Here is a 20,841-nt window from a genome sequence, read left to right as displayed (position 1 = left end):
GACGACCCACGCCACGGCAGCCGAAGCCTGCACGTCCAGCGTTAATCTCGCCGAGGTGCCCCAAGTAGCCATGCCAGCGGCGGGTGAACTCTTCGAGCGGCGCCGTCGGGTGGGCCTCTCGAGAACAATACCGACGAGCACCGTGCTCGTCCGTGGGGTCACGTCGATCGAAGGATGAAAGAGCGAGGAATGCCACAACAATCAGATTCATATGACTACATCGTCGTAGGCGCCGGAACCGCAGGCTCCGTCGTCGCGGCCCGGCTTACGGAAGACCCGGGCGTTCGGGTGCTGCTGATCGAGGCGGGTGCACCCAACACGACGTCGACGAGCGACTTCCCACCGGCGTGGCCGGCGTTGCTGCAATCGGCTCAGAACTGGGGCGGCGAGATGACCGTCCAAGCGGCGACGGGTACGTCCCCGCACATCGGACGCGGCAAGGGAATTGGGGGATCGTCCGCCATCAACGCGATGGTCTTCGCACGTGGCCACCGAGAGTCCTACGCCGACTGGCCCGAGCGGGGAGCCAAGGGCTGGGCGTTCGACGATCTGCTGCCCTTCTTCAAGCGCAGTGAGACGGCGGTTGGCCGCGAGGCGACTCTTCGCGGCCAAGACGGTCCGTTGGTCGTCGGACCGGCCTCCATCCTTCACGAGATTCCTGCTGCCATGTTGCGCGCGGCCGTCGAATGCGGGCATCCGTCTGCCGACGACATCAGTGGTGGAAACGAGATCGGTTTTGGTGCAGTCGATCTGAACATCGTCAACGGACGCAGGCAGTCCGCGGCGAACGCCTACCTGACTGACGGGCCGGGGCGGCCCAACCTACGGCTGGAATCCAACGCGCTGGTTCACCGCGTGACGTTCGACGGGGATCGTGTCACCGGTGTCGAATACGGCATCGGCCCGTCGACGGTGACGGCGAATGCGCGCGAGGTGATTCTGTGCGCCGGGGCGATCGGCACCCCACAATTGTTGATGCTGTCCGGTATCGGTCCGGCGCAACACCTTCGGGATCACGGCATCGCGGTGCTCCACGATCGCCCCGGGGTGGGTTCGAACCTTCAGGACCACCCCATGACGGCGGCGATCTGGGCCTCGGCGCGCATGGTGTCCCCGTCGACGCGCAACCACGGTGAGGTCATCGGTCTCATCCGGTCGGAACTGGCACAGAGCGACGCACCGGACATTCAACTGATGTTCGCCGAAAATCTTGCCGGTGCCCAGCCGGAAGTTCCCAACGTCTTCGGACTGTCGGTGTCCGGCATGCAGCCCCACAGTCGCGGCACCGTCCGGTTGGCCGATGCCAACCCCGCGTCGCTACCGCTCGTCGACCCCAACTTCCTTGGCGACGAACGCGATCTGGAGGTACTCGTGCGTGGATTACGCATCGGTCATCAGATCGGCAGTGCATCCGCGCTCGACGAGTGGCGCGGTCCCGAGATCATCCCGGGGCCGGCGTTCTCCAGCGACGATGCGTTGCGGGCATACGTCAGGGCAAGCGTTGGCAGCCACTACCATCCCATCGGAACCTGTGCCATCGGTGACACCGTCGACTCCGTCGTCGGCACCGACTTGACGGTGCATGGCATCGACGGCCTACGCGTCGTCGATGCATCGGTGATGCCCTCGCTTCCGTCGAACAACACCGTCGCCACGGTGTACGCGATCGCCGAGCGCGGCGCACACCTGTTGCGGCAGCAATAGCGCCGCACGACCAGGATGCCGCCGGGGGCTAGCTCCCGGCGGCATCGTTCGGCGGAGCCCGATCCGCGCGCCCGTAGGCAGGACACAGTCGACGCAGTGGCGTGCTCCCGAGGTGGCCCACGAGCTGCCAATCCTTAGCCCCGGCCGCCGTATTCGCGCAACGCCGCTCGCGTGCGCTGGCGCACCTCGGCGGACTCGCCGATGAGGACGGCGACGAACTCGTCGACGCCTGCCTCGCGCAGTTCGTCGAGCTTGGCCCCCACCGCCGTCTCGTCGCCGACGATCGCCACGTCCTCGGGACCCGTCAGGCCCTCACGGTCGAGCATCTTGCGGTACGACGGCAGTGTGCCGTAGAAGGCGAGGTGGTCGGCCGCGTGCTTCAAGGTGCCGTCGACGTCGTCGGTGACGACGATGGGCAGCCCCGCAACCACCCGCGCCGATCCGGCCGGCCGGCCGGCCAGGGCGGCTGCGCCACGGATGGCCGGACCGACGTACGTCGACAGCGTCTCGGGCCCGGTCATCCACGTAAACGTGCCCGAGGTCCGCCGCCCCGCAAGTTGCAACATCTTCGGTCCCAGCGCCGCGACGTAGACCTCGACGGGCTGGGCTGGGCCCGATGCGATCGACCCCCGCGCCGTCACGGTCTCTCCGACGGCGGCAACCTCCTCGCCCGCGAGCAGGGGTTGAAGTCCGTCGAGATACTCGTTGAGGCGGCGAATTGGTCTGTCCCAGGGGATGCCCCACCACTCCTCGGAGACGACGGCGTGTGTCAGGCCGACGCCGAGTGAGAATCGTCCGCCCGAGATGACGCTCAGGGCCAGTGCCCGCTGGGCGAGCAGCATCGGGTGTTGATTCTGGATTGGGACCACGCCGCTGGCGACCTCTATCGTGTCGATCTCGCGCATCGCGGCGGCGAGGATCGTCAGGAGATCTAGGTCCATTGGCCACTGGCCCATCCACACCCGACGGAATCCCTCGTCGCGAAGCATGGCCAAATTGGCGACCACGGCGTCGACGGGATCCTGGTCGGCGGCGTCGCTCAACAGACCGAACACGCTGATGTCCATGAACTCACTTTCCCGGGGGCGCCGTGCCCGGCGCGGTAAGTTGGTGGCTGGCTCCCGTGGCGGTCACGTCACCGCAACGGCGTACACGCGGCGAGGGACGAGCCGCCCGCGAGGTGCTCCCGCAGTCTCGTCTTGAGGATCTTGCCTGCCGCATTCATCGGGAACGCCTCTACGACATGCCATTCGCGAGGAATCTTCTGTGGTGCAAGACTTTCGCCCAAGAACGTCTGCAGGTCGTCCGCGGTGCTCTCGCTTCCGGCCGACCACCTCACGAATCCGACGGGACGTTCGCCCCAGTAGTCGTCGGCGGCGCCCACGACGGACGCCTCGGCCACCGCGGGGTGACGAACCAGCACCGACTCCACCTCGGCCGGATAGACGTTCTCACCGCCGCGGATGATCATGTCCTTGAGCCGTCCGCAGATGTGGAGGTAGCCGCGTTCGTCCATCCAGCCGAGGTCGCCAGTGTGCAGCCACCCCTCGGCATCGACGGTGTCGGCGGTCATCGCTTCCTCCAACACGTAACCGGCCATGACGTTTTCGCCGCGGACGCATACCTCTCCGACACCGGCTTCGCCCTCGTCCACCCCTGGGTTGCCCGCGGTGGCGATGCGGACTTCGATACCCGGGAATGGTCGTCCCACCGAGTTCCAGCGGTCGCGTGCCTCGTCGGCCGGGCTGGTCATCGTGATGATCGACGAACTCTCCGTCTGGCCGTAGACGATGGCCAGGGGCACCCCTAGCTGGGTCTCCACGCGTTGCGCGAGCGCGGGTTCGACCAATGCGCCGCCGGAGACGGCCACTCGTAGTGACGACAGGTCCGCCGCATCGAAAGACGGGTGGTCGAGAACGGCCCGCAGCATCGTGGGAACTCCGCTGAGGACGGCCGACTTCTCCTGTGCGGTCACGGCGAGCTGCAGGCCCGGATCGAAGGTGGGGAGCATGACGTTGCGACTTCGACTGTGGATGCACCCCATGGCGACGACGACCAATCCCGCCACGTGATGTAGCGGCATCGCGTGAACGTGGGCATCGCCTGCCCGAAGACCGAGGCGCTGGCTGGCGCGCGCCGAAGAGGTGACGACGCCTTGGTGGGTGAGTGCCACGCCCTTGGGTCGACCCGTGGTCCCAGAGGTGTACTGGATCTGCGCCACGTGCGTCCCTGCGACCACCGGTAGCGGCCGCGCATCGTCGCGCTCGTGGCGGAACGCGTCGAAGGTCGACAGCGGTACTGCGTGGCGGAGTGCGGGGAGTCGTCGACGCAGGTCGGCGACGTCCGACGCGATGTCGGAGCCGCGGTACTCCTCGACGTGGAAGACGACGCTGGCTGCGGAATGGCCCAGGACGTAGGCGGCTTCCTCGAAGCGGAGCGCGGGGTTCACCGGGACTACGGTCATGTCGGCCAACGAAGCGCCGAGCTGAACGTGGATCCATTCCGGCACGTTGTGTGCCCAGATCGCCACCCGTTCACCCGGTTCGGCAATCTGGAGCAAGGCGCGAGCGGCTTGTTCGGATACGTCGAGCAGCTGCGCGTAGGACCAGGACCGCGCCACGGCACCGGGGGCGACGCCCTCGCGCAGGGCTACGAGGTCGGGCTCATCCCTGGCTGCTGCTCGCAGCAAGTCACCGATGGTGAGCCGTGATGGGGGCGCGTCGGCGACGTTGCGCGGTCCGAGGGGCATCTTCGTGGCTCCGATCTGACCTCGTTGAGGGGAGACGGGATCGAGGCCGTGGTCAACGACGAGCCCGCGATATCATATGGCGCGTGCCATCAGAAGTCAAAGCGCCGGCACGAAATGCTCTGTGAGGACTCGAAACCGAGTGCCCCGTCTTTAACTGGTATCACGTGTCCTCAGATGAGCTAGGATATCCATGCTGACTCCACGCAATCTGAAAGTTCTCAGGCGGAGACGCGACAGGCTTCAAGACATCGCGCGACGAGGCGCCACACGTCGCCACCAACGAAATGGGTGTGCAGTCCCGCAGACCGAGCGGGGCCCATTGGAAGGTGGTTGACACCAAATGCCGGTAGTGCGGTGCGTCATTGCGCGACTTCTGTACCGCGCCGCCGACGTCGAGCTCCCAGAAAGGTATGCCATGCCCCAAACCGACGATCGCAGCGAAGAATTCGTTCGTGAAGCGTTCCCGCACGGTGAATACCTGCTCCGTCGCGCGTGGTACCTCACCCGTCAGCGCGTGGACGCCGAAGACCTGGTCCAGGACACCATGCTCAAGGCTTATGTCTCGTACGGCAAGTTCCGCAAAGGGTCCAATCTGCGGTCATGGCTGTGCCAGATCATGGTCAATACGTGGGTCGATCGCTATCGGGCGGCGCAACGTCGGCCGTCGGAGAAGCTCAGCGCCGACATCACCGACGCGATGTTCGGCAACGTCCCGGCAGGCATGCACGGTGGCCCGCCATCGGCCGAGGCGGAGGCGATGGCAGCGCTGCCAGGCAAGGCTCACCGAGCGCTGCGGACACTGCCCGCAGACCTGCGGTTGACCATCTACTACGCGGACATCGAGGGATACCGCAACACCGAGATCGCCGAGCTGCTCGACATCCCGGTCGGCACCGTCGCCTCTCGGCTGCATCGAGGTCGGAGCCGTCTGCGCGATCTGCTCATCGGTGCCCACTGATGCGGAGTCCGGACGTAGTCGTCGCCTTGCGTGCCTTCCGCGTTCGTGCTGCGCAGCGGGCTGCCGTTGGAATCCCGCCGATGGCTCGCTGGCGGTCTGCGCATAGAGGCTGCGCATGCAGCGGCCGCTCCGCGCCATGCATTGTTCTGCCCCCCACATTCGTTTTTTGACAGTGGGTATGCGGCACGCCGAGTGTCACGAGGCACTTCGCACATCGCTCCCTCGGACAAGGAAGCTGTTGGAGCGGTGTTGTCGCACCGAATCGATCGCCTAGTGGCAAGCGACGCGCGCATCAGTCCGATGCGCGGCACTTCGAAGAATGGTTACCGAAAAGGGTGAACCCGGTCGCCAAGGAGCGAGACTCCACGTCGAGAATCGATTGTCGATCCGTAACCCCGCCTGGACGACGTGACTGTCGAATTCGTCCACCGTGTATCCGTGCTCGGAGCCGAACCCCACGATGACGGGTCCGCCGTCACGTACGTGGGCAGCGACGCTGCGCAGTACCAATACCTCGGTGTCAGGTTCGAGGAACGGCATGACGTTGCCCGCTAGTACCGCGGAATCGAACATGCGCCTGGCCTGTCCCGCATCGCGGAGGTCGAGGTCGCGGAGGTCGGCGACGACCCAGTCCACACCTGGGTGGTCTTCCCTGGCCGACGCGATCAGCAACTCATCCGCATCGACCCCCACCACCGTGTACCCGGCGGAGTTCAGTGCGGCGCCCACACGGCCTGTCCCGCAACCTGCGTCAAGCACCGACGTGCCCGGATCGATCACCGCGCTCACGAACCTAGCCTCACCGCCTAGATCGGCCCCCTCTCGGGCGAGTCGTCGGAAGTGGTCGATGAGCCACTGTGAGTGGCCTTCTGGGGTGTCGGTAATCCAACGGGTCTTGTTGTCGCGCATCTCTTCGGTCTCCGTCTCAGCTGCCGGGGGTGATCGTCCCGAGCAGCGGTTTGAGCATGTCCGCCACCGCCGTCGTGGCGTCGGCGACGGCCGATTGTCTAATCTCCTCGGGGATCTGCCCGAGATCCGCATCGTCGCCGATCACGGCGACCACGTTGGTGCCGAGCTCGAGAGTGTCGGGATCCCGGCCGACCTCCTCGCACCGCTGCCGCGCGACCCGCACCTCGTGGGAGAGCGAGTCGAACGGCGCCATGACGATCTGCCCGTTCCGTAGCTGAAGTTGGTGACGTAGAGGCCAAGTTGAATCGCCACGTGTCAAGCCCTCCTGTCAGGATCCGGTCCTTGCTGGACCGCCGATGTTCGACGCTAGCGTCGAGGTCGGATCAGCTCGACATCATGGCACTGTGCATCAACATATTTGGCAACCTGAGTGAACGTCCCTGAGCCGCGGGTCGTTGAGTGACGCAGGCGCGCAATGGTAAAGACTTCCCACTCGGTGACAGAGCGGGCGACCATTCGTAGCCGACGACGAAGCATGTCCGATGGCCTCGGGCAGCCCATTGCGGGCCGAGTTTCAGCTGGCGGTCTGCGCGTAGAGGCTCTTGCCGCCACAGACGTAGAGCACCTGTCCCGTGATCGACCGCGCCGCCGGGCTGGCGAGAAACCCTGCCGCGTGTGCGATGTCGGCCGGATCGCCCAACGTGCCCATCGGTTGCGCCTGCAGCAGCCGCTCCATGACCTCGGGCGGTTCGGCCCTCAGTAGCGGCGTGTCGATGAGTCCCGGTGCGAGGCAGTTGACGGTGATGCCGTACTTCGCGAGCTCGATGCCTAGCGCGCGCGTCGCCGAGACGACGCCACCCTTCGACGAGGCGTAGGCGAGCTGCCCGAACCAGCCGAGCCACGCCCTGGAGGCAATGTTGATGATGCGTCCGGTGCGTCTCGGGATCATGCTCGTGGCGGCCGCCTGTGAACACAGGAACACCCCGGTCTGATTGACGGCGATGGTCCGGCGCCAGTCCTCGTCGGTGATCCGCCGCACCCCGCGGTCGATGCTGATCCCCGCGTTGTTGATCAAGACGTCCACGGGTCCGAGGTCGTTCTCGACTGCGGCGAACATGGCCTCGACCGAGGGCCGTGACGCGACGTCCACGGGAAGTCCTAGGGCCCGGCCCCCGTCGTCGACGATCGCCGCCGCCGCAACGTCGGCGGCCTCGGCGTTGAGGTCGGCGACCGCGATCAAGCCACCGCGCGAGGCGAATTCGCGGGCGATGGCCAGTCCGATCCCGCTCGCGGCACCGGTGACGACCGCGACGCGGCCTGCCAAGTCCAATTGGGACGACATGTTCTTCTCCTCATTCGGTGGGTTCACATTCGGTGGGTTCACACGGACAGGCTCGACAGCAGGCTTGCGCCGCCGCAGCAGTGCAGCACCTGGCCGGTGATGTAGCCGCTTCGTTCGTCGAGGAAGAACGCCACCGTGGCGGCGATGTCCTCGGCGAGGACGGGCGTGCCGGTCAGCGGCAGGGGTTCGTGGAGATGAGTGCCGGGGACGACGCCTGCCTCCCGGCGCGCCGCGGCGTCGAGGGGCAGGCCGAGCACCGCATTGACCGTGACGCCGGCGCGACCGTGTGCCAGAGCCAGACTGCGTACGGTGGCCACCAGGGCGGCCGAGCGTGCGGCCGTGCGGGGGCGATTCGGCCAGCCGAGCCAGTCCCGGCTGCCGACCGCCACGACGCGGCTGCCGCCGTCTGCGACCGCCCTCAGGTTGGGACCCAACGCAGTGACGTAGTCCAGCAGCGTCCCGGCTGGATCCGGGTCTCCCGACTGCTCGTCGGCAGCGAGCAGACCTGGGACGTACACGGCCGTCGTCACCGCATCGGCTCGGTGCGCTAGGACGCAGGCAACCGACCCCACGTCGTTGACGAGGTCGGCGTGGGACCCCGCGTCGCGGAGGGCGCGGACGACCGCGTCGGTGACCTCGTCGTCGCCACCGGAGAGCACGACGGCTCGCGGCGCCGTGCCGGTCATGACTGCACCTGCGCACTGGTGAGGATGTGCACCGAGCAGGCGCCGTTGTCGACGCCGAAGATGCCGCCACCCGTCACGTGGGTGAGTCCGACGCGTGCTCCGGGGACCTGCAGCTCACCGGCCTGATCGGTGAGCTGCCAGTAGGTTTCGGCAATCTGTGCGACGCCGGTGGCGCCAACGGGATGCCCTCTGGACAGGAGCCCGCCGCTGGGGCTGACGGCGACGCGGCCGTCGCGGTCGAACTCGCCGGTGGCGACGGCGACATGGGCCTTGCCTCGTTCGGCGATGCCGAGTGCCTCGGCGTGGAGGAGCTCGGCGACGGCGAACGCGTCATGCAGCTCGACGACGTCGAGGTCTTCGGGCCCGAGCCCGGCCTGCGCGTACGCGGCGGTGGCGGTCCGGTCGGTGATGTCCGGCCACGTCATGTCGCGGTAACCCGTCGAGAAATGGCCGGAGCGAACGACACTCGCCGCCACCCGCGCCTGTGGCCCAGCGAGGGTCGCCGCCACCTCTTGCGAGCAGAGCAACACTGCGGCCGCACCGTCGCTGTTCGGGCAGCAGTGCAGCAGCCGGAGCGGATCGGCGACGGGTCGCGATTCGGCGACCTGGTCCCGGCTGACTTCCTCTTGGAAGTGGGCCCGCGGATTGGCCGCACCGTTGCGTCGGTTCTTCACCGAGACGTTCGTGAGGTCGTTGACCGTGGCATTCCAGTCACTGAGGTATCGCTGAGCGCGCATGGCGTACGCGGCAGGCATGACCATGCCCTGGTCGATCTCGATGTCGGCGGTCGTCAGGGGAAGCGTTCCGCCGCCGAGGGAGGACAGGTTCTCGGCGCCGAACGCGACGGCGCAGTCGGCCGACCCGGAGGCGACGGCCTGCCACGCGAGATGTACGGCGGATGCGCCACTTGCGCAGGCATTCTCGACGGTGAAGACCGGCTGGCCGGAGATCCCGACGCGCTGCAGCACTCGTTGGGCGAGTAGTGAGCCGCCGTAGACCGAGCCGCCGAACCCGGTGTCGACCCGGTCGGGTTGCACACCGGTGGTGGCGAGCAGTTCGCTGACGGCGAGGTAGCCGAGTTGGTCGGCGGGCAGGTCGCGGTGCTTGCCGAACGGGTGGACGGCGGCACCGGCGATGAACACGTCCCTCATGGGTTCACTTCCTCTGTCGTGGGGCTGACGGCGTAGGAGTACATCGGTCCGTCCTGGTCGGCTCCGATCTCGGCCAGGCGCAATGCGACCGGTGTGCCCGGCGCGAGGGCCGAGGTGGTCGTCGTGTGGGCGAGCAGTCGCACACCGTCGACGTCGACGTAGGACAGCACGTACGGGGGCCTGAATTGCCTGGGACCGATCTGAACGACGGTCGACGCGTACGCCGTGCCCTCGGTGGTGGTCAGTTCCTCGGCAACGTCGCGGGAGGCACAGGTGCAGCACTGTGCCCTGGCCGGGAACCAGCTGCTGCCGCACTGGCGGCAGCGCGTGACGCGGAGCACCGCGCGTGTTCCGTCGGTGAGGAAGTGGTCGGCTCCGGTAACCCGCCCGGTGGGCGGACCGAATTGTTCTGTGCCGTTGATCATTTCGGGTCCTCGCTCTCTCGTGGTGATCATCTACCGTGATATTCGGGTGTGCGGTGTTCGGCGAAGGCGGTGCGGCCCTCGATGCGGTCGTGCGTGTCGCGCAGTACGCCCCACAGCAGCTGCTCGAGCTCGATCGAGCGGCTCAGCGGGAGGTCTTCGGTACGCGTAGCCAGTGTCTTGATGCTGCGGACGGCGAGCGGGCCGTTGGCGGCGATCCGCCCGGCGATCTCCAGTGCGCGTTCGAGGAGTCGCTCGGGGTTCACCACCTCGCTGACGAGACCGACCCGGTGGGCCTCCGTCGCGTCGATGCGGTCACCGGTGAGCAGCATCTGCATCGCTGTCGCTCTGGGGATGGCGCGCAACAGCTTCGACACGCCACCGACGGCGGGGACACTGCCCCAGCGGGCCTCCGGTAGTCCGAACGTCGCGGTCGTGCTGGCGATGCGGATGTCGCAGTCGAGTGCGATCTCCGCGCCTCCGCCTAGTGCGTGCCCGTTCACCGCGGCGATGAGTGGCTTGTTGATGTCCAGTGCACTGAGCGTGATTGCCCTGACGTACAGCCCGCTGGCGACGCTTTCGTCGTGCGGCTGGTAGTAGGTCTGCGCGAACGACGCATCGCTCGGGAGTGTGCGCTTGAGATCCGCTCCGGTGCAGAAGGCCCGCTCTCCTGTCCCGGTGAGCACTGCGACGTGGAGTTCGGGATCGTCGCGGAAACCTCGGAGCGCGGCGTTGAGGTCGATCATCGAATCGACGTCGAGCGCGTTGAGGGCCTCGGGGCGGTTCATTCGGACGACGAGGGTTCTGCCGTGCCTTTCGCTGGTGATGGTCATGTCAGCCCGCTACTCCTTCTGAGACGAGTTCGTCGTAGGTGTTCTCGGCAACGCCGAGCAGTTCGATGCAGACCGCCCTGGTGTCCGCGCCAAGCAGCGGCGCGGCCGATCGCAGGTGGCCTGGTGTGGCGGACAACCGGTACGGGATGCCGTCATAGACACTGGCTCCCATCACCGGATGTTCGAGGCGGACCCAGTGTCCGCGGGCTGCGAGTTGCTCGTCCGATGCGACGAGCTGATCGGCGCGCAGCACCGGTGAGGCGGGCACTCCGCGCGCGGTCAGTTCGCCGGCGAGGCGATCAGCGTTCCACCTTGTCGTGACTTGCCCGAGCATGTCGTCGAGCAGTTCGCGGCCGCGTCGTCGACCGTCCACGGCGTCGAACTCCGGGTGGTCCGCCCAGCCGGGGTGGGGGAGCGCGGCGCGGCACGCCGCCCATTGGTCGTCGGTGAACACCGCGATCGCGCACCACTCGTCGTCACCGGCGCACCGGTACACCCCGTGGGGAGCCGCGACGTCGTCGCGATTTCCGACACGACTCACGGGTTCGCCGGCCGCCGCCGCCACGATGGCGGGACCGATGGCGTTGATGGTCGACTCCAGTTGGGAGACTTCGATGTACTCGCCCTGCCCGGTGCGCTGGCGCTTGTGCAGCGCCGCCAGCACTGCCACCGCACCGTGCAACGGGTTTGGGACGTGGTCCGGGTAGTTGGTGCCGGTGCCGACGGGGGGCCGGTCGTCGTACCCGGTCAGGCCGAGGATGCCGCCTGCCGCGCCGATCGTCAGGCCGTAGCCACGGCAGTCCCGTTGGGGCCCTTCGGTGCCCATCATCGGCATCTCCAGGTAGATCACGTCGGGCCGTACCGCCTTCGCCGCGTCATAGCCGAGCCCCAGCCGGTCCATCGTCCCTGGACTGAAGTTGTTGACGACGACGTCGCTGCACCCGATCAGGCGTAGTGCAAGCTCGTGGCCGCGAGCATCCTTGAGATCCAGGCAGATCGAGCGCTTGCTCGAGTTGCGGTTCGCGAAGTAACCGCTGCGTTCGGTGCCTCTGACGCCGTCGCGGAACGGCGACATGGACCTGATCGGGTCGAGCCGCGTCCTCGATTCGACCTTCACCACGTCTGCGCCGTGGTCGGCCAGCGGCTTGGTGAGGAACGGCCCCGCGCCGACCCAGGAGAAGTCGGCCACCCGAATACCCTGCAGGGGAAGTGGAAGATTCACGATGCGCCCTCCTCGAGGATGCCGATGTGAGACGTGCGGAAGCGGTAGGGCGGTCCTGGCAGCGTGACCCGCCGACCGTCGACGTCGACGGTGCGAAAGTAGTCCCGTGCCACCAGCTGCGGATTGCGGAGCAGGTCTTGCGGCGTGGCGACGGGTGCGACGCTGATGCCACGCTTCTGGCCCGTGGTGAACAGCTCGCTCTTGGTCCTCGACCGCGCGAACGCCTCGAAAGAAGTGCGGAACAGCTGGCAGGCATGAGGCGTGCGTCGAAAGTCGGCCTGCTGCCAGGCCTCTGCCCCGAGATCGGCCGCCTCGACCACACCCCCGTCGAGGAGCCAGTCCACGATGGCGCCCCACGCCAGGGGTTTGCCACCAAGGCCGCCGACCAGGTAGATCCAGCCGTCCGCGCAGCGAAACAACCCAGTTCCGGCCTCGGTGGGACCGGCTCCGACGCGGTTGCGGACCACGCCCTCCAAGTCGAAGTACTGCGCGGCGTTCTCGATCGAATGTGCAACGGCCTCTTGGGCCGACAGGTCGACGACCTGTCCGCGATGCTCCGTCACGAGGATTCGCAGCGCGATCAGCGCGGCCGTCACGGCATGCGTTCCTGCGATCACCGCGGTCTGCTCGCCGAAGGCCCGTACCGGTTCGCGGTCGGGCTCTCCGGCCAGGGCGAGCAGACCGCCCGCGGCCATCAGGGTCAGGTCGCTGGCGGGCCGGTCGGCGTACGGTCCGGTGAGTCCGAAGGGACTGATCGCGACGTGAATCAGCCCGGGGTGACGACTGGTCACCCTGGCGGGGTCGAGACCCCTGCTCCGGAGCGCCGCGGGTCCCTCGCTGGTGAGTAGTAACTGCGCCAGCGGCAGCAGTTCCGCCAACTCCTCGGCGTCGTGAATCTGCTTGCCCGCGTTCATGAATGTGTGCCGATGTGGTGAGCCGTGGGAGTCGCCCGTCCTCACTCGCAGGACGGTCGCTCCCAGGTCGGTCAGGAGCCGGCCTGCGTACTCACCGAGGCTGGTCGTCGCGTCGACGACGGTGACGTCGGACAGGGGAGCCGAGTGGTCGATGGTGGACATGGCGGTCACCAGCCCGGCAGGACGAGGGCTGCCCACGTCACCACTGGGGCCACCAGTACGAGGCCGAAACCCCAGATCATCAACCCGCGGTAGACCATCGGCTCGCGACCGTCCGGAGCGTTCGCCACGACGAGCGCGCCATTGGTGGAGAACGGGCTCGAATCGACCACCGAGGCCGAGATCGACAGTGCTGCAACGAGTGCGACCGCCCCGATCTCGCCCGCCGCCAGCAGGGGCACGGCCAGGGGTATCAGTGCCCCGAGGATTCCGGTAGTCGATGCAAAGGCCGAGACGACGGCGCCGACCAGCAGCAGCACCAGGGCTGCGAGCAAGGGCGAGGACACCGAGGCGATGCCATGGCCGACCCAGTCGACCGTCCCGACGGACTCCAGATAACCGACGTAGGTGACGATGCCGCAGATGAGAAGGACTACGCCCCAACTGATGTCGGCGGTCGCGGCCTTCGCCGTCGCCGGGGACATCACCGCGAGGACGGCCGCGACGGTCAGCGCAGCCAAGCCGATGTCGAGGTCGAAGACCAGGGCGCCGACCGCTAGGACGCCGAGCCCGACGATCGTCGTGATCCGCTCGCGAAGGCTGCCACGTACGGACGTGGCGAGTTCGGGCGCCTTGGTCTTCAGCGCGCCGCCGTCACCACCGGGGCCGGGCGGTGACGCGATTGGCGCGGGGGCCGACGAATCCGTCACCGGGCAGCGGGCACCGGACCGCAGCAGCTTCATTCCACCGAACGAGACGTAGATGACGACGGCTAGTACGAGGTTGAAGACGAGGTTCGAGGCGAACAGCACCGTCGGGCTGCCGGGAAGCCGGCTGGTGTCGACTATGCCGTTGGTGATGACACCGAGCACACCCAGCGGGGAGAAGTTTCCGGCGGCCGAACCGTGAATCACCATCAGACCCATCAGAAGTGGGTTGATGCCGTACTGCGCGGCCAGGGCCATGCCGATCGGCGCGATGATCGCAACGGCCGCGGGGCTGAGCGCCCCGAGCGCCACCAGGACGCCGCTGAGCAGGAACATCACCCAGGGCAGCGCCGCCACCCGGCCTCGGACCGCGCGGACGGATCCCTGGACGAGCCAGTCGACGGTGCCGTTGCGGGTGGCGATGGCGAACAGGAACGTGACGCCGACCAGGATCACGAAGAGGTTCGCGGGGAAGCCGGCGAGTACGTCCTTGACGCCGGATCCGAATACCAGTGACCCGACGCCGAACGCGCCCACGAGAGCCAGTACGCCGAGGTTTACCGATCTCACGGTGCCAATGACGAAGATGAGGGCCAGTACGAGGACCGCAATGAGGTGTGGCGACATGCTTGCTCCTGAATGGTGAATCACTTCGCAGGTGCGTAGTGAACTTCGAGATACCGAAGTGTAGGCGTGGTCAACGTCACCCGTCAATGGATATTTCGCAAACACGGATTCGACTTCGAGTTTTGATGGCACGATGTGAGGCGTGAACCCAGCCCGCCTCGAACGAGCGCTGAGCATCTTGGAGTACCTCGCCCGCCATCAGGAAGGCAGCGCGCTCAAACCAATGTGCGCCGACCTCGTCATGCCGATGAGCAGCGCACACGACCTGGTCACTGCACTGATGGACATCGGCGCGGTCCGGCAGATCGACCAGAAGACCTACGTCATCGGACCCCGATCGCTGATCCTGGCGCTGTCGATCACCGACGCCGTCGACATACGTCAGATCAGCCGCCCGTTCCTGCTCGAGCTGTGCGAGTCGGTCAACGAGAACACGTATCTGGCGCTTCGCAGCGGGACGACGGTCACGTACGCGGATCGCTACGAGGCCGGGCAGAACCTGTCCGTCGTGATGAAGCTCGGTGGTGCCCGACCACTACACGGATCCAGCATCGGCAAGCTGTTCTCGGCGTTCAACCCCGACCTCGAAGCCCGTGTGCTCGGTGAGGAGGACCTCGAACGGCTAACCCCGTTCACGCTGGTCGACCGGGCGGCGCTGGCCGCTGAGCTAGCGGGTATCCGACGTCGCGGATACAGCGTCAGCGACGGCGAGAGCGTCGAGGGCATCGTCGCCCTCGCGACCCCCGTCGTGGACGCCGCTGGGACCGTCAACGCTGCCGTGCACGTCTCGGCGCCCCGCGGTCGTCTGTCGCCGGAACGATTGCCGTCGGTCCTGGCCGAGATGCTGCGCACCAGCGCGGCGATCTCCGAGCAATTGGGCGCGACCGGCGCCGCGATCGTCGCGCCGGACATAGCGCAAATCGCCGACATGGAGAAGGAGCGCCTTGCGCCCTAGTCGCGAGCCGCCCGAACGTCTTCCGACTCGGGCGACGGCAGGCCGCCTCGGCGCAGAAGTCACGTTGCCAGCATCTGCTCGATCCGGATGGGAAGGCTCCGCACCCGCACTCCGGTGGCGTGGTACACCGCGTTGGCGATCGCCGGGGCCATACCGACTAGCGCTATCTCGCCAATACCCTTGACCCCCAGGGGATTCACATGCGGATCCTGCTCATCGACGAAGTAGGACTCGAGCGTCGCCACATCGAGGTTCACCGGCAACAGGTAGTCGGCCATGTGGGCATTCACCGGCCGTCCGTCGCGGGTATCGTGCACGGTTTGCTCCATCAGGGCCATTCCGATGCCGCCGACCATGCCTCCTGTGCATTGGCTCTTGGCGAGTCGCGGATTGATGATCCGCCCGCAGCCGTATACGCCGACGGCACGACGCACGCGGATGATGCCGACGTCCGGGTCGACCGAGACTTCGACGAAAACCGCTCCGAACGCGTGCATGGAAAACTCACTGGCGACAAGGGGATCGCGACGCGAGGACGCGTGGGCCTCGATCGGCACGCCCAAGCCAGCAACGATCTGAGACAACGTCATGGCTTTCGAACGGCCCTCGCCACGCGTGAACGCACCTCGCTCCCAGACCAGTTCGTCGACGTCCGCTCCATACAGCGGTGAACGAGAATCTGCCGCAGCACGCCGCACTGCTTCACCGCGCAGGGCCACGCACGCGTCGCGGACGGCCGTCCCGACCGAGGCCATGGTCTGGGAACCGCCATGCGATGGTGCCGACGGAAAGTCCGAGCGACCCAGATGGAAACGCACTCGCTCGATCGGCAACCCCAGCGTCTCGGCGGCGACCTGTGTCATCGAGGTGTAGGTGCCGGGACCCATGTCGCTGGCCGCCACCTCGATCTCCACGGTGCCGTCGGGCAGCATCGACGCCCACGCGTCGGTAGGGCTCTGCAGTGCGGGATAGGTCGCCGCAGAGACGCCTTGGCCGATCAGCAAGCGTCCATCACGCATGCTTCGTGGTGCCGGGGTGCGTCGTGACCAACCAAATCGCTCCGCACCCTGCTGCAGGCACTGGGCAAGTGAGCGACTGGAGAACGGTTTGCCTTCGCCCTCATCGACATTCGTGTCATTGTCAAGCCGCAGCCGCACCGGGTCGAGCCCCAACTCGTAGGACAGCTCGTCGATCGCGCACTCCAGGGCGAAGATGCCGGTGGCCTCGCCAGGTCCGCGCATGTGGTTGGGAGTGCTCGAATCGAGCGGGGTGAGCCGATAGCTGGTGCGGACATTGGGGCACGAGTACATGAAGGTCGTCGCCGAGGTGAGTGCTTCGACGAACTGCTCGTAGCGGCTGGTCTCACCGGTGCCCTCGTGGACGACGGCGGTGAGCCGACCGTCGTTCGTGGACCCGAGCGCGACGCGCTGGCGGGTGCGAGGCCGGTGTCCGGTAGTGAAGAACATCTGCTTGCGAGTAAGGACCAACTTCACCGGTCGATCCGTTACCCGCGCAGCCATCGCGGCCAGCGTGACGTGCGGCCAGGTACGCAGTGAGGTGCCGAACGCGCCGCCGATGAAGGGACAGATCACCTGCACCTGCTTGGGGACGAGGCCGAACACCGCTGCGATCTCGGCCTGTTCGTTGACCACGAACTGACTCTTGCTCCATATCGTGAGGCGGTTGCCCTCCCATGCGGCGACGGTTGCGTGAGGCTCCATCGGGTTGTGATTCTCGCGGGCGGTGAGGTACTCGGCCTCGAATCGAACGGGTGCGGACCCCAACGCTGCGTCGGCATCACCGCGAGTGCTGTCGGCGGCGATGCGTCCGCGCGATTCAGGGGTGATCGGCTCGGCGGCAGGGTCGGCCATGTCGACCACCGGGCGCGTGCCTTCGTAGCTGACGTCGAGTGCAGCTGCCGCGTGCTCGGCCTGGTCCAACGTCTCGGCCACGACCACCGCCACGGGTTGTCCATGGAAGCGCACCTGCTCGTCCTGCAGCAGGTGCAGACGCTCGCCGACCGGTGGGTCGATCGGCCCCTTGTGCGGGGCATAGGGCAACCGCGGTGCGTTGAGGTGACTGATGACGGCGACGACACCCGGCATCGTCTCCACTGCGGCTGCCCCAATGCCAGTCACCCGTCCCAGCCCAATGGTGGCGCTGACGAGCACTGCATAGGCCTGGCCCGCTTGGTTGAAGTCGGCGGCGTACCGGGCGGCACCCATGACCTTGGCCCGCCCGTCGATGCGGGGCACCGGCGTGCCGATGACGTCGGTCATCTTGCCTCCCTGGACATCTCCAGCGCTCGCACCAGCGTCCGGGTCAGCAATTCGAGCTTGTAGCGGTTGCCCGATAGTGGCTTGGCCCCTTCCAGAGCAAGTTCGGCGGCCGCCACGAAGGCGTCCCGCCTGGCGGGCTTGCCGATCAGCGCTTCCTCGACCGAGCGCAAGCGCCACGGTCGGGTTCCCACGCCTCCCGCGGCCAGTCGAACGGCGCGGATCAAGTCGTCCTCGACGTGCAGCGCAGCGGCGATCGCCACCAACGCGAATTCGTAGGAGGCGCGGTCGCGAATCTTCAGATATCGCCCGTGAAGGCTGTGGCGCTCGGTCGGCACCCGCACCTCGACGATGAGCTCACCCGGCTGCAGCGTGTGCTCCAGATGCGGAGTGTCCGCGGGTAGGCGGAAGAGCTCTTCTACGGGGAAGGAACGATGGCCCTCCGGACCGTGAACGGTCATCGTCGCCTCCGTGGCGACCAGTGCCACCGCGAGATCGGAGGGGTGGGTGGCTGCACACTGGCTGCTGGTGCCCAGGATGGCGAGTCCCGCGTCGATGCCGCCGATCGCCGCACAACCACTGCCTGGGTTCCGCTTGTTGCACGCCGCATCTCGCATGCGAAAGTACGGGCACCGCACCCGTTGGAGCAGATTTCCCCCTATCGAGGCCATGTTTCGCAGTTGGGGAGAGGCGCCTTCGACGAGGGCCTCGGCGATGAGGGGTTGCAGTCGCCGAGTGTGGGGATGTGCCGCCACGTCCGCCATGCGTGCCAGCGCCCCGATGACCAACGTGTCGCCCTCGGCGCGGATGTCGCGCAGGGGCAGGGCGTTGATGTCGATCAGTTGCGACGGCTGCTCCACCTCCTCACGCATGAGGTCCACCAGCGTCGTGCCGCCGGCGAGATATCTACCGCCGTCGGTAGCTGCACCGATGGCCTCGCTCTCCGAAGAGATCTTGCGGTAGCCGAAAGGTCGCATCAGTCACTCCTCCCGGCTGCCTCGGCGACTGCTGCGACGATCCCGGGATAGGCGGCGCAGCGACAGATGTTCCCGCTCATCCAGAACTTGATCTCCTCGGCCGAACCCGCATGCCCCTCGGCGATGCAGCCGACGCCGGACATGATTTGCCCCGGCGTGCAAAATCCGCATTGCAATCCTTCGTGCTCGATGAAGGCGGCCTGCAGCGGATGCAGATCCTCGCCGTCGGCGAGGCCCTCGATGGTCGTCACCTCGGCCCCCGCGAGCGTCACGGCCAACGTCAAGCAGGACAGCACCCGTCGGCCCTCTACCAACACGGTGCAAGCACCGCAGGCGCCCTGATTGCAGCCCTTCTTGCTGCCGGTCAAGTCGAGCCGCTCACGCAACACGTCGAGCAGCGATTGACGGGGGTCGATCTCCAGCTCTCGGGGCTCACCGTTGACGACGACCCGAATGCGCGTCGACTCGCCTGCTGAGACGGCCACCGGTTCGCCCTCAGGTGAATCGCGTTGCGCAACAGCAAGGAGCGCGGCAAGCGACGCGGCGCCGCCCCCGGCCACTTGCAGAACGGTTCGCCTTCTGACGGCTCGGCGTGGCGAGGGCAAGGCGGGCGCCCCGGGTTCTACGTCCTCGGGCATCGCTGGCTCCCAACTCGTGGTGCGGATTGTCGCAACGGTATGCGGTCCTGGGTGGTATGTGCGAGATTGCACTCTGAGGCAACTAGTTTGGCGCGGATGGACACAGACTGCCACACGAGATTATCCGTCGGCCAGCGGTCACCTGGCAGGATTTCACGATTCATGTTCGTCGACAGCGGATTTGACGCCGTCACACCCGAGGGGTTTCCCCGGCGAGCAGATGTGGGTACGCTTGCGTGCAGATATCCCCGCTAGCGAAGCCGCGCATGGCTGGTCGGTGGAGATTGCCACACCGCGACGGCGGCAAGCGGTGTGTTCGACACATCGTTGGGTGCGTCGCCGACGGTCACGATGGTCGGTACCCGCCCGTTCCCGTCGCCCCCATCAATACGACTCAGATCACGTTTCCGAGATACGGAGAGAGACAACGCCACCACGGCGCAAACCGATCACCGTCCGGCTGTGTTGCCGCACGACTGCGTTGGTGAGACCAACCCCTCACCTGAGAGGAATGCCGATGAGCCGCACGGTTCGCTTCCACACCACGGGCCCGGCTGAAGTTCTACGGCTCGACGACATCGAGGTCAAGGAACCCGGCCCCGGTGAAGTGCGCATCAGCACCCGCGCCCTCGGACTCAACCGCGCCGAGGCCATGTTCCGCAGTGGCCAGTACGTCACCGATCCCGTGATGCCGTCGTTGATCGGTTACGAGGCGTCGGGCGTCGTTGACGCCGTCGGTCCGGACGTCGATCACGTTGAGGTCGGCGATCGAGTCAGCGTGATTCCGGCATTCTCCATGACCGACTACGGCGTGCACGGGGAGCTCGTCCTGGCTCCCTCCCGCGCCGTGGTCGAGAATCCCCCGACACTCTCCTTCGAGGCCGCCGCGGCGGCATGGATGCAGTTCATCACGGCCTACGGTGGTCTGGTCGATCTGGCTGGCCTCAGCGCGGGGGATACGGTCGTGATCTCGGCGGCATCCTCGAGTGTGGGTTTGGCGGCGATCCAGGTCGCCAACATGGTGGGCGCGCGCCCAGTGGCCTTGACCCGTTCGTCCGCCAAGACGCAACGCCTCCTCGCCGCCGGAGCAGCGGCAGTGATCGCCACCGCGGAGGAGGACGTGGCCACGCGCATCGGCGAGGTGACGGACGGCGCCGGTGCTCGCGTCGTCTTCGATCCGGTCGGCGGTCCGGAATTCGGCGCGTTGACCGCTGCAGCAGCGACTCGCGCGGTGCTGGTCGTCTACGGAGCATTGAGCGAGGACCCCACTCCGTTGTCGCTCTTGGACGTTCTGTCGAAGTACTTGACGATCCGTGGGTATCAGCTGTTCGAGACCACCACTGATGACGAACAACTCAGTGCAGCAATTGAATTCGTCATGGCCGGACTGCGATCCGGCCAGCTGAGCCCGGTGATCGACACCACGTTCGGCCTCGACGAGATCGTCGAGGCCCACCGCTATCTCGAGCGGGGTGCACAGGTCGGCAAGATCGTCGTCACCGTGCCGCACTGAACGAACGACGTCGAAGCTCGCACGCAATACGCCCGTGAATGATCATCTGTGCCCAAGCGCTTGACTGGTGTCGCCAATCGGGCCTTGCTTCGGACGTCG

General features: G+C 66.8%; 19 protein-coding genes. 4 read left to right on the top strand and 15 right to left on the bottom strand.

From position 1 onward, the window contains the following. Nucleotides 1-189 precede the first annotated feature (189 nt). Nucleotides 190-1,704, top strand: a complete 1,515-nt coding sequence (locus ABW137_RS21995; RefSeq protein ID WP_526403562.1) for a GMC family oxidoreductase — start codon at nt 190-192, stop codon at nt 1,702-1,704. Between the two features lie 134 nt (nt 1,705-1,838). On the opposite strand, the gene ABW137_RS21990 is transcribed toward ABW137_RS21995, so the two are convergent. Both ABW137_RS21990 and ABW137_RS21985 read right to left on the bottom strand, forming a co-directional pair. Then, nucleotides 1,839-2,771 carry a TIGR03564 family F420-dependent LLM class oxidoreductase gene (locus ABW137_RS21990; protein ID WP_526403561.1) on the bottom strand — a complete coding sequence of 311 codons (933 nt, stop codon included), beginning with the start codon at nt 2,769-2,771 and terminating at the stop codon, nt 1,839-1,841. A gap of 68 nt (nt 2,772-2,839) precedes the next feature. Then, nucleotides 2,840-4,453, bottom strand: coding sequence for a class I adenylate-forming enzyme family protein (locus ABW137_RS21985; RefSeq protein WP_526403560.1), 1,614 nt, complete (start codon nt 4,451-4,453; stop codon nt 2,840-2,842). A gap of 340 nt (nt 4,454-4,793) precedes the next feature. Between ABW137_RS21985 and ABW137_RS21980 the strand changes: the two genes are divergently transcribed. After that, entirely contained in the window at nt 4,794-5,411 is a 618-nt protein-coding gene (locus ABW137_RS21980) for an RNA polymerase sigma factor (RefSeq protein ID WP_526403559.1), read from the top strand. A gap of 270 nt (nt 5,412-5,681) precedes the next feature. Here the strand turns inward: ABW137_RS21980 and ABW137_RS21975 are convergent, their stop codons facing one another. From ABW137_RS21975 to ABW137_RS21930, 10 genes are all read right to left on the bottom strand, one after another. Further along, entirely contained in the window at nt 5,682-6,200 is a 519-nt protein-coding gene (locus tag ABW137_RS21975; protein ID WP_526403558.1) for a class I SAM-dependent methyltransferase, read from the bottom strand. A gap of 136 nt (nt 6,201-6,336) precedes the next feature. Beyond that, entirely contained in the window at nt 6,337-6,573 is a 237-nt protein-coding gene (locus ABW137_RS21970) for a hypothetical protein (protein WP_526403557.1), read from the bottom strand. Between the two features lie 321 nt (nt 6,574-6,894). Beyond that, on the bottom strand, nt 6,895-7,662 hold the full coding sequence (locus tag ABW137_RS21965) for an SDR family NAD(P)-dependent oxidoreductase (RefSeq protein ID WP_526403556.1): 768 nt from the start codon (nt 7,660-7,662) through the stop codon (nt 6,895-6,897). Nucleotides 7,663-7,700: 38 nt separating this feature from the next. After that, nucleotides 7,701-8,348, bottom strand: a complete 648-nt coding sequence (locus tag ABW137_RS21960) for an SDR family oxidoreductase (protein ID WP_526403555.1) — start codon at nt 8,346-8,348, stop codon at nt 7,701-7,703. After that, the gene (locus ABW137_RS21955) at nt 8,345-9,499 is read right to left on the bottom strand and encodes a thiolase family protein (protein WP_526403554.1); all 1,155 of its coding nucleotides are present in this window, start codon (nt 9,497-9,499) and stop codon (nt 8,345-8,347) included. The genes ABW137_RS21960 and ABW137_RS21955 overlap by 4 nt, the downstream gene beginning before the upstream one ends. Then, complete coding sequence (locus ABW137_RS21950; RefSeq protein WP_526403553.1) at nt 9,496-9,924, bottom strand: Zn-ribbon domain-containing OB-fold protein; 429 nt, start codon at nt 9,922-9,924, stop codon at nt 9,496-9,498. The genes ABW137_RS21955 and ABW137_RS21950 overlap by 4 nt, the downstream gene beginning before the upstream one ends. Nucleotides 9,925-9,950: 26 nt before the next feature. Beyond that, nucleotides 9,951-10,754: an enoyl-CoA hydratase/isomerase family protein gene (locus tag ABW137_RS21945; RefSeq protein ID WP_526403552.1), complete on the bottom strand. Its 804-nt coding sequence runs from the start codon at nt 10,752-10,754 to the stop codon at nt 9,951-9,953. A 1-nt stretch (nt 10,755) separates the two neighbouring features. Further along, nucleotides 10,756-11,976 carry a CaiB/BaiF CoA transferase family protein gene (locus ABW137_RS21940; RefSeq protein WP_526403551.1) on the bottom strand — a complete coding sequence of 407 codons (1,221 nt, stop codon included), beginning with the start codon at nt 11,974-11,976 and terminating at the stop codon, nt 10,756-10,758. Continuing rightward, on the bottom strand, nt 11,973-13,052 hold the full coding sequence (locus ABW137_RS21935) for a CoA transferase (protein WP_526403550.1): 1,080 nt from the start codon (nt 13,050-13,052) through the stop codon (nt 11,973-11,975). The genes ABW137_RS21940 and ABW137_RS21935 overlap by 4 nt, the downstream gene beginning before the upstream one ends. 5 nt (nt 13,053-13,057) lie before the next feature. Further along, the gene (locus tag ABW137_RS21930) at nt 13,058-14,383 is read right to left on the bottom strand and encodes an SLC13 family permease (protein ID WP_526403549.1); all 1,326 of its coding nucleotides are present in this window, start codon (nt 14,381-14,383) and stop codon (nt 13,058-13,060) included. 142 nt (nt 14,384-14,525) lie between these two features. Between ABW137_RS21930 and ABW137_RS21925 the strand changes: the two genes are divergently transcribed. Next, nucleotides 14,526-15,338, top strand: coding sequence for an IclR family transcriptional regulator (locus tag ABW137_RS21925; RefSeq protein WP_526403548.1), 813 nt, complete (start codon nt 14,526-14,528; stop codon nt 15,336-15,338). A 59-nt stretch (nt 15,339-15,397) separates the two neighbouring features. Here ABW137_RS21925 and ABW137_RS21920 read toward each other — a convergent pair whose 3' ends face one another. Genes ABW137_RS21920 through ABW137_RS21910 form a run of 3 tightly spaced genes read right to left on the bottom strand, consistent with a single transcriptional unit; the run spans nt 15,398 to nt 19,076 of the window. Continuing rightward, complete coding sequence (locus ABW137_RS21920; protein WP_526403547.1) at nt 15,398-17,617, bottom strand: xanthine dehydrogenase family protein molybdopterin-binding subunit; 2,220 nt, start codon at nt 17,615-17,617, stop codon at nt 15,398-15,400. Then, complete coding sequence (locus ABW137_RS21915; protein ID WP_526403546.1) at nt 17,614-18,591, bottom strand: FAD binding domain-containing protein; 978 nt, start codon at nt 18,589-18,591, stop codon at nt 17,614-17,616. The genes ABW137_RS21920 and ABW137_RS21915 overlap by 4 nt, the downstream gene beginning before the upstream one ends. Continuing rightward, entirely contained in the window at nt 18,591-19,076 is a 486-nt protein-coding gene (locus ABW137_RS21910; protein ID WP_526403545.1) for a (2Fe-2S)-binding protein, read from the bottom strand. The genes ABW137_RS21915 and ABW137_RS21910 overlap by 1 nt, the downstream gene beginning before the upstream one ends. A gap of 670 nt (nt 19,077-19,746) precedes the next feature. Between ABW137_RS21910 and ABW137_RS21905 the strand changes: the two genes are divergently transcribed. After that, the gene (locus ABW137_RS21905; RefSeq protein ID WP_526403544.1) at nt 19,747-20,742 is read left to right on the top strand and encodes a zinc-dependent alcohol dehydrogenase family protein; all 996 of its coding nucleotides are present in this window, start codon (nt 19,747-19,749) and stop codon (nt 20,740-20,742) included. Nucleotides 20,743-20,841 lie beyond the last annotated feature (99 nt).

This window comes from Mycobacterium sp., assembly GCF_040509115.1.
Taxonomy (GTDB): Bacteria; Actinomycetota; Actinomycetes; order Mycobacteriales; family Mycobacteriaceae; genus Mycobacterium.
The sequence above is the reverse complement of the archived record's forward strand: the minus strand, read 5'-3'. Positions and strand labels throughout refer to the sequence as shown.

Bases quoted from the DNA above. Each gene is read 5' to 3' on its own strand.
- ABW137_RS21920 (WP_526403547.1), bottom strand. From the start codon at position 17,617: ATGACCGACGTCATCGGCACGCCGGTGCCCCGCATCGACGGGCGGGCC.
- ABW137_RS21930 (WP_526403549.1), bottom strand. From the start codon at position 14,383: ATGTCGCCACACCTCATTGCGGTCCTCGTACTGGCCCTCATCTTCGTC.
- ABW137_RS21985 (WP_526403560.1), bottom strand. From the start codon at position 4,453: ATGCCCCTCGGACCGCGCAACGTCGCCGACGCGCCCCCATCACGGCTC.
- ABW137_RS21935 (WP_526403550.1), bottom strand. From the start codon at position 13,052: ATGTCCACCATCGACCACTCGGCTCCCCTGTCCGACGTCACCGTCGTC.
- ABW137_RS21965 (WP_526403556.1), bottom strand. From the start codon at position 7,662: ATGTCGTCCCAATTGGACTTGGCAGGCCGCGTCGCGGTCGTCACCGGT.
- ABW137_RS21980 (WP_526403559.1), top strand. From the start codon at position 4,794: ATGCCGGTAGTGCGGTGCGTCATTGCGCGACTTCTGTACCGCGCCGCC.
- ABW137_RS21990 (WP_526403561.1), bottom strand. From the start codon at position 2,771: ATGGACATCAGCGTGTTCGGTCTGTTGAGCGACGCCGCCGACCAGGAT.
- ABW137_RS21905 (WP_526403544.1), top strand. From the start codon at position 19,747: ATGAGCCGCACGGTTCGCTTCCACACCACGGGCCCGGCTGAAGTTCTA.
- ABW137_RS21950 (WP_526403553.1), bottom strand. From the start codon at position 9,924: ATGATCAACGGCACAGAACAATTCGGTCCGCCCACCGGGCGGGTTACC.
- ABW137_RS21995 (WP_526403562.1), top strand. From the start codon at position 190: ATGCCACAACAATCAGATTCATATGACTACATCGTCGTAGGCGCCGGA.
- ABW137_RS21970 (WP_526403557.1), bottom strand. From the start codon at position 6,573: ATGGCGCCGTTCGACTCGCTCTCCCACGAGGTGCGGGTCGCGCGGCAG.
- ABW137_RS21960 (WP_526403555.1), bottom strand. From the start codon at position 8,348: ATGACCGGCACGGCGCCGCGAGCCGTCGTGCTCTCCGGTGGCGACGAC.
- ABW137_RS21955 (WP_526403554.1), bottom strand. From the start codon at position 9,499: ATGAGGGACGTGTTCATCGCCGGTGCCGCCGTCCACCCGTTCGGCAAG.
- ABW137_RS21915 (WP_526403546.1), bottom strand. From the start codon at position 18,591: ATGCGACCTTTCGGCTACCGCAAGATCTCTTCGGAGAGCGAGGCCATC.
- ABW137_RS21945 (WP_526403552.1), bottom strand. From the start codon at position 10,754: ATGACCATCACCAGCGAAAGGCACGGCAGAACCCTCGTCGTCCGAATG.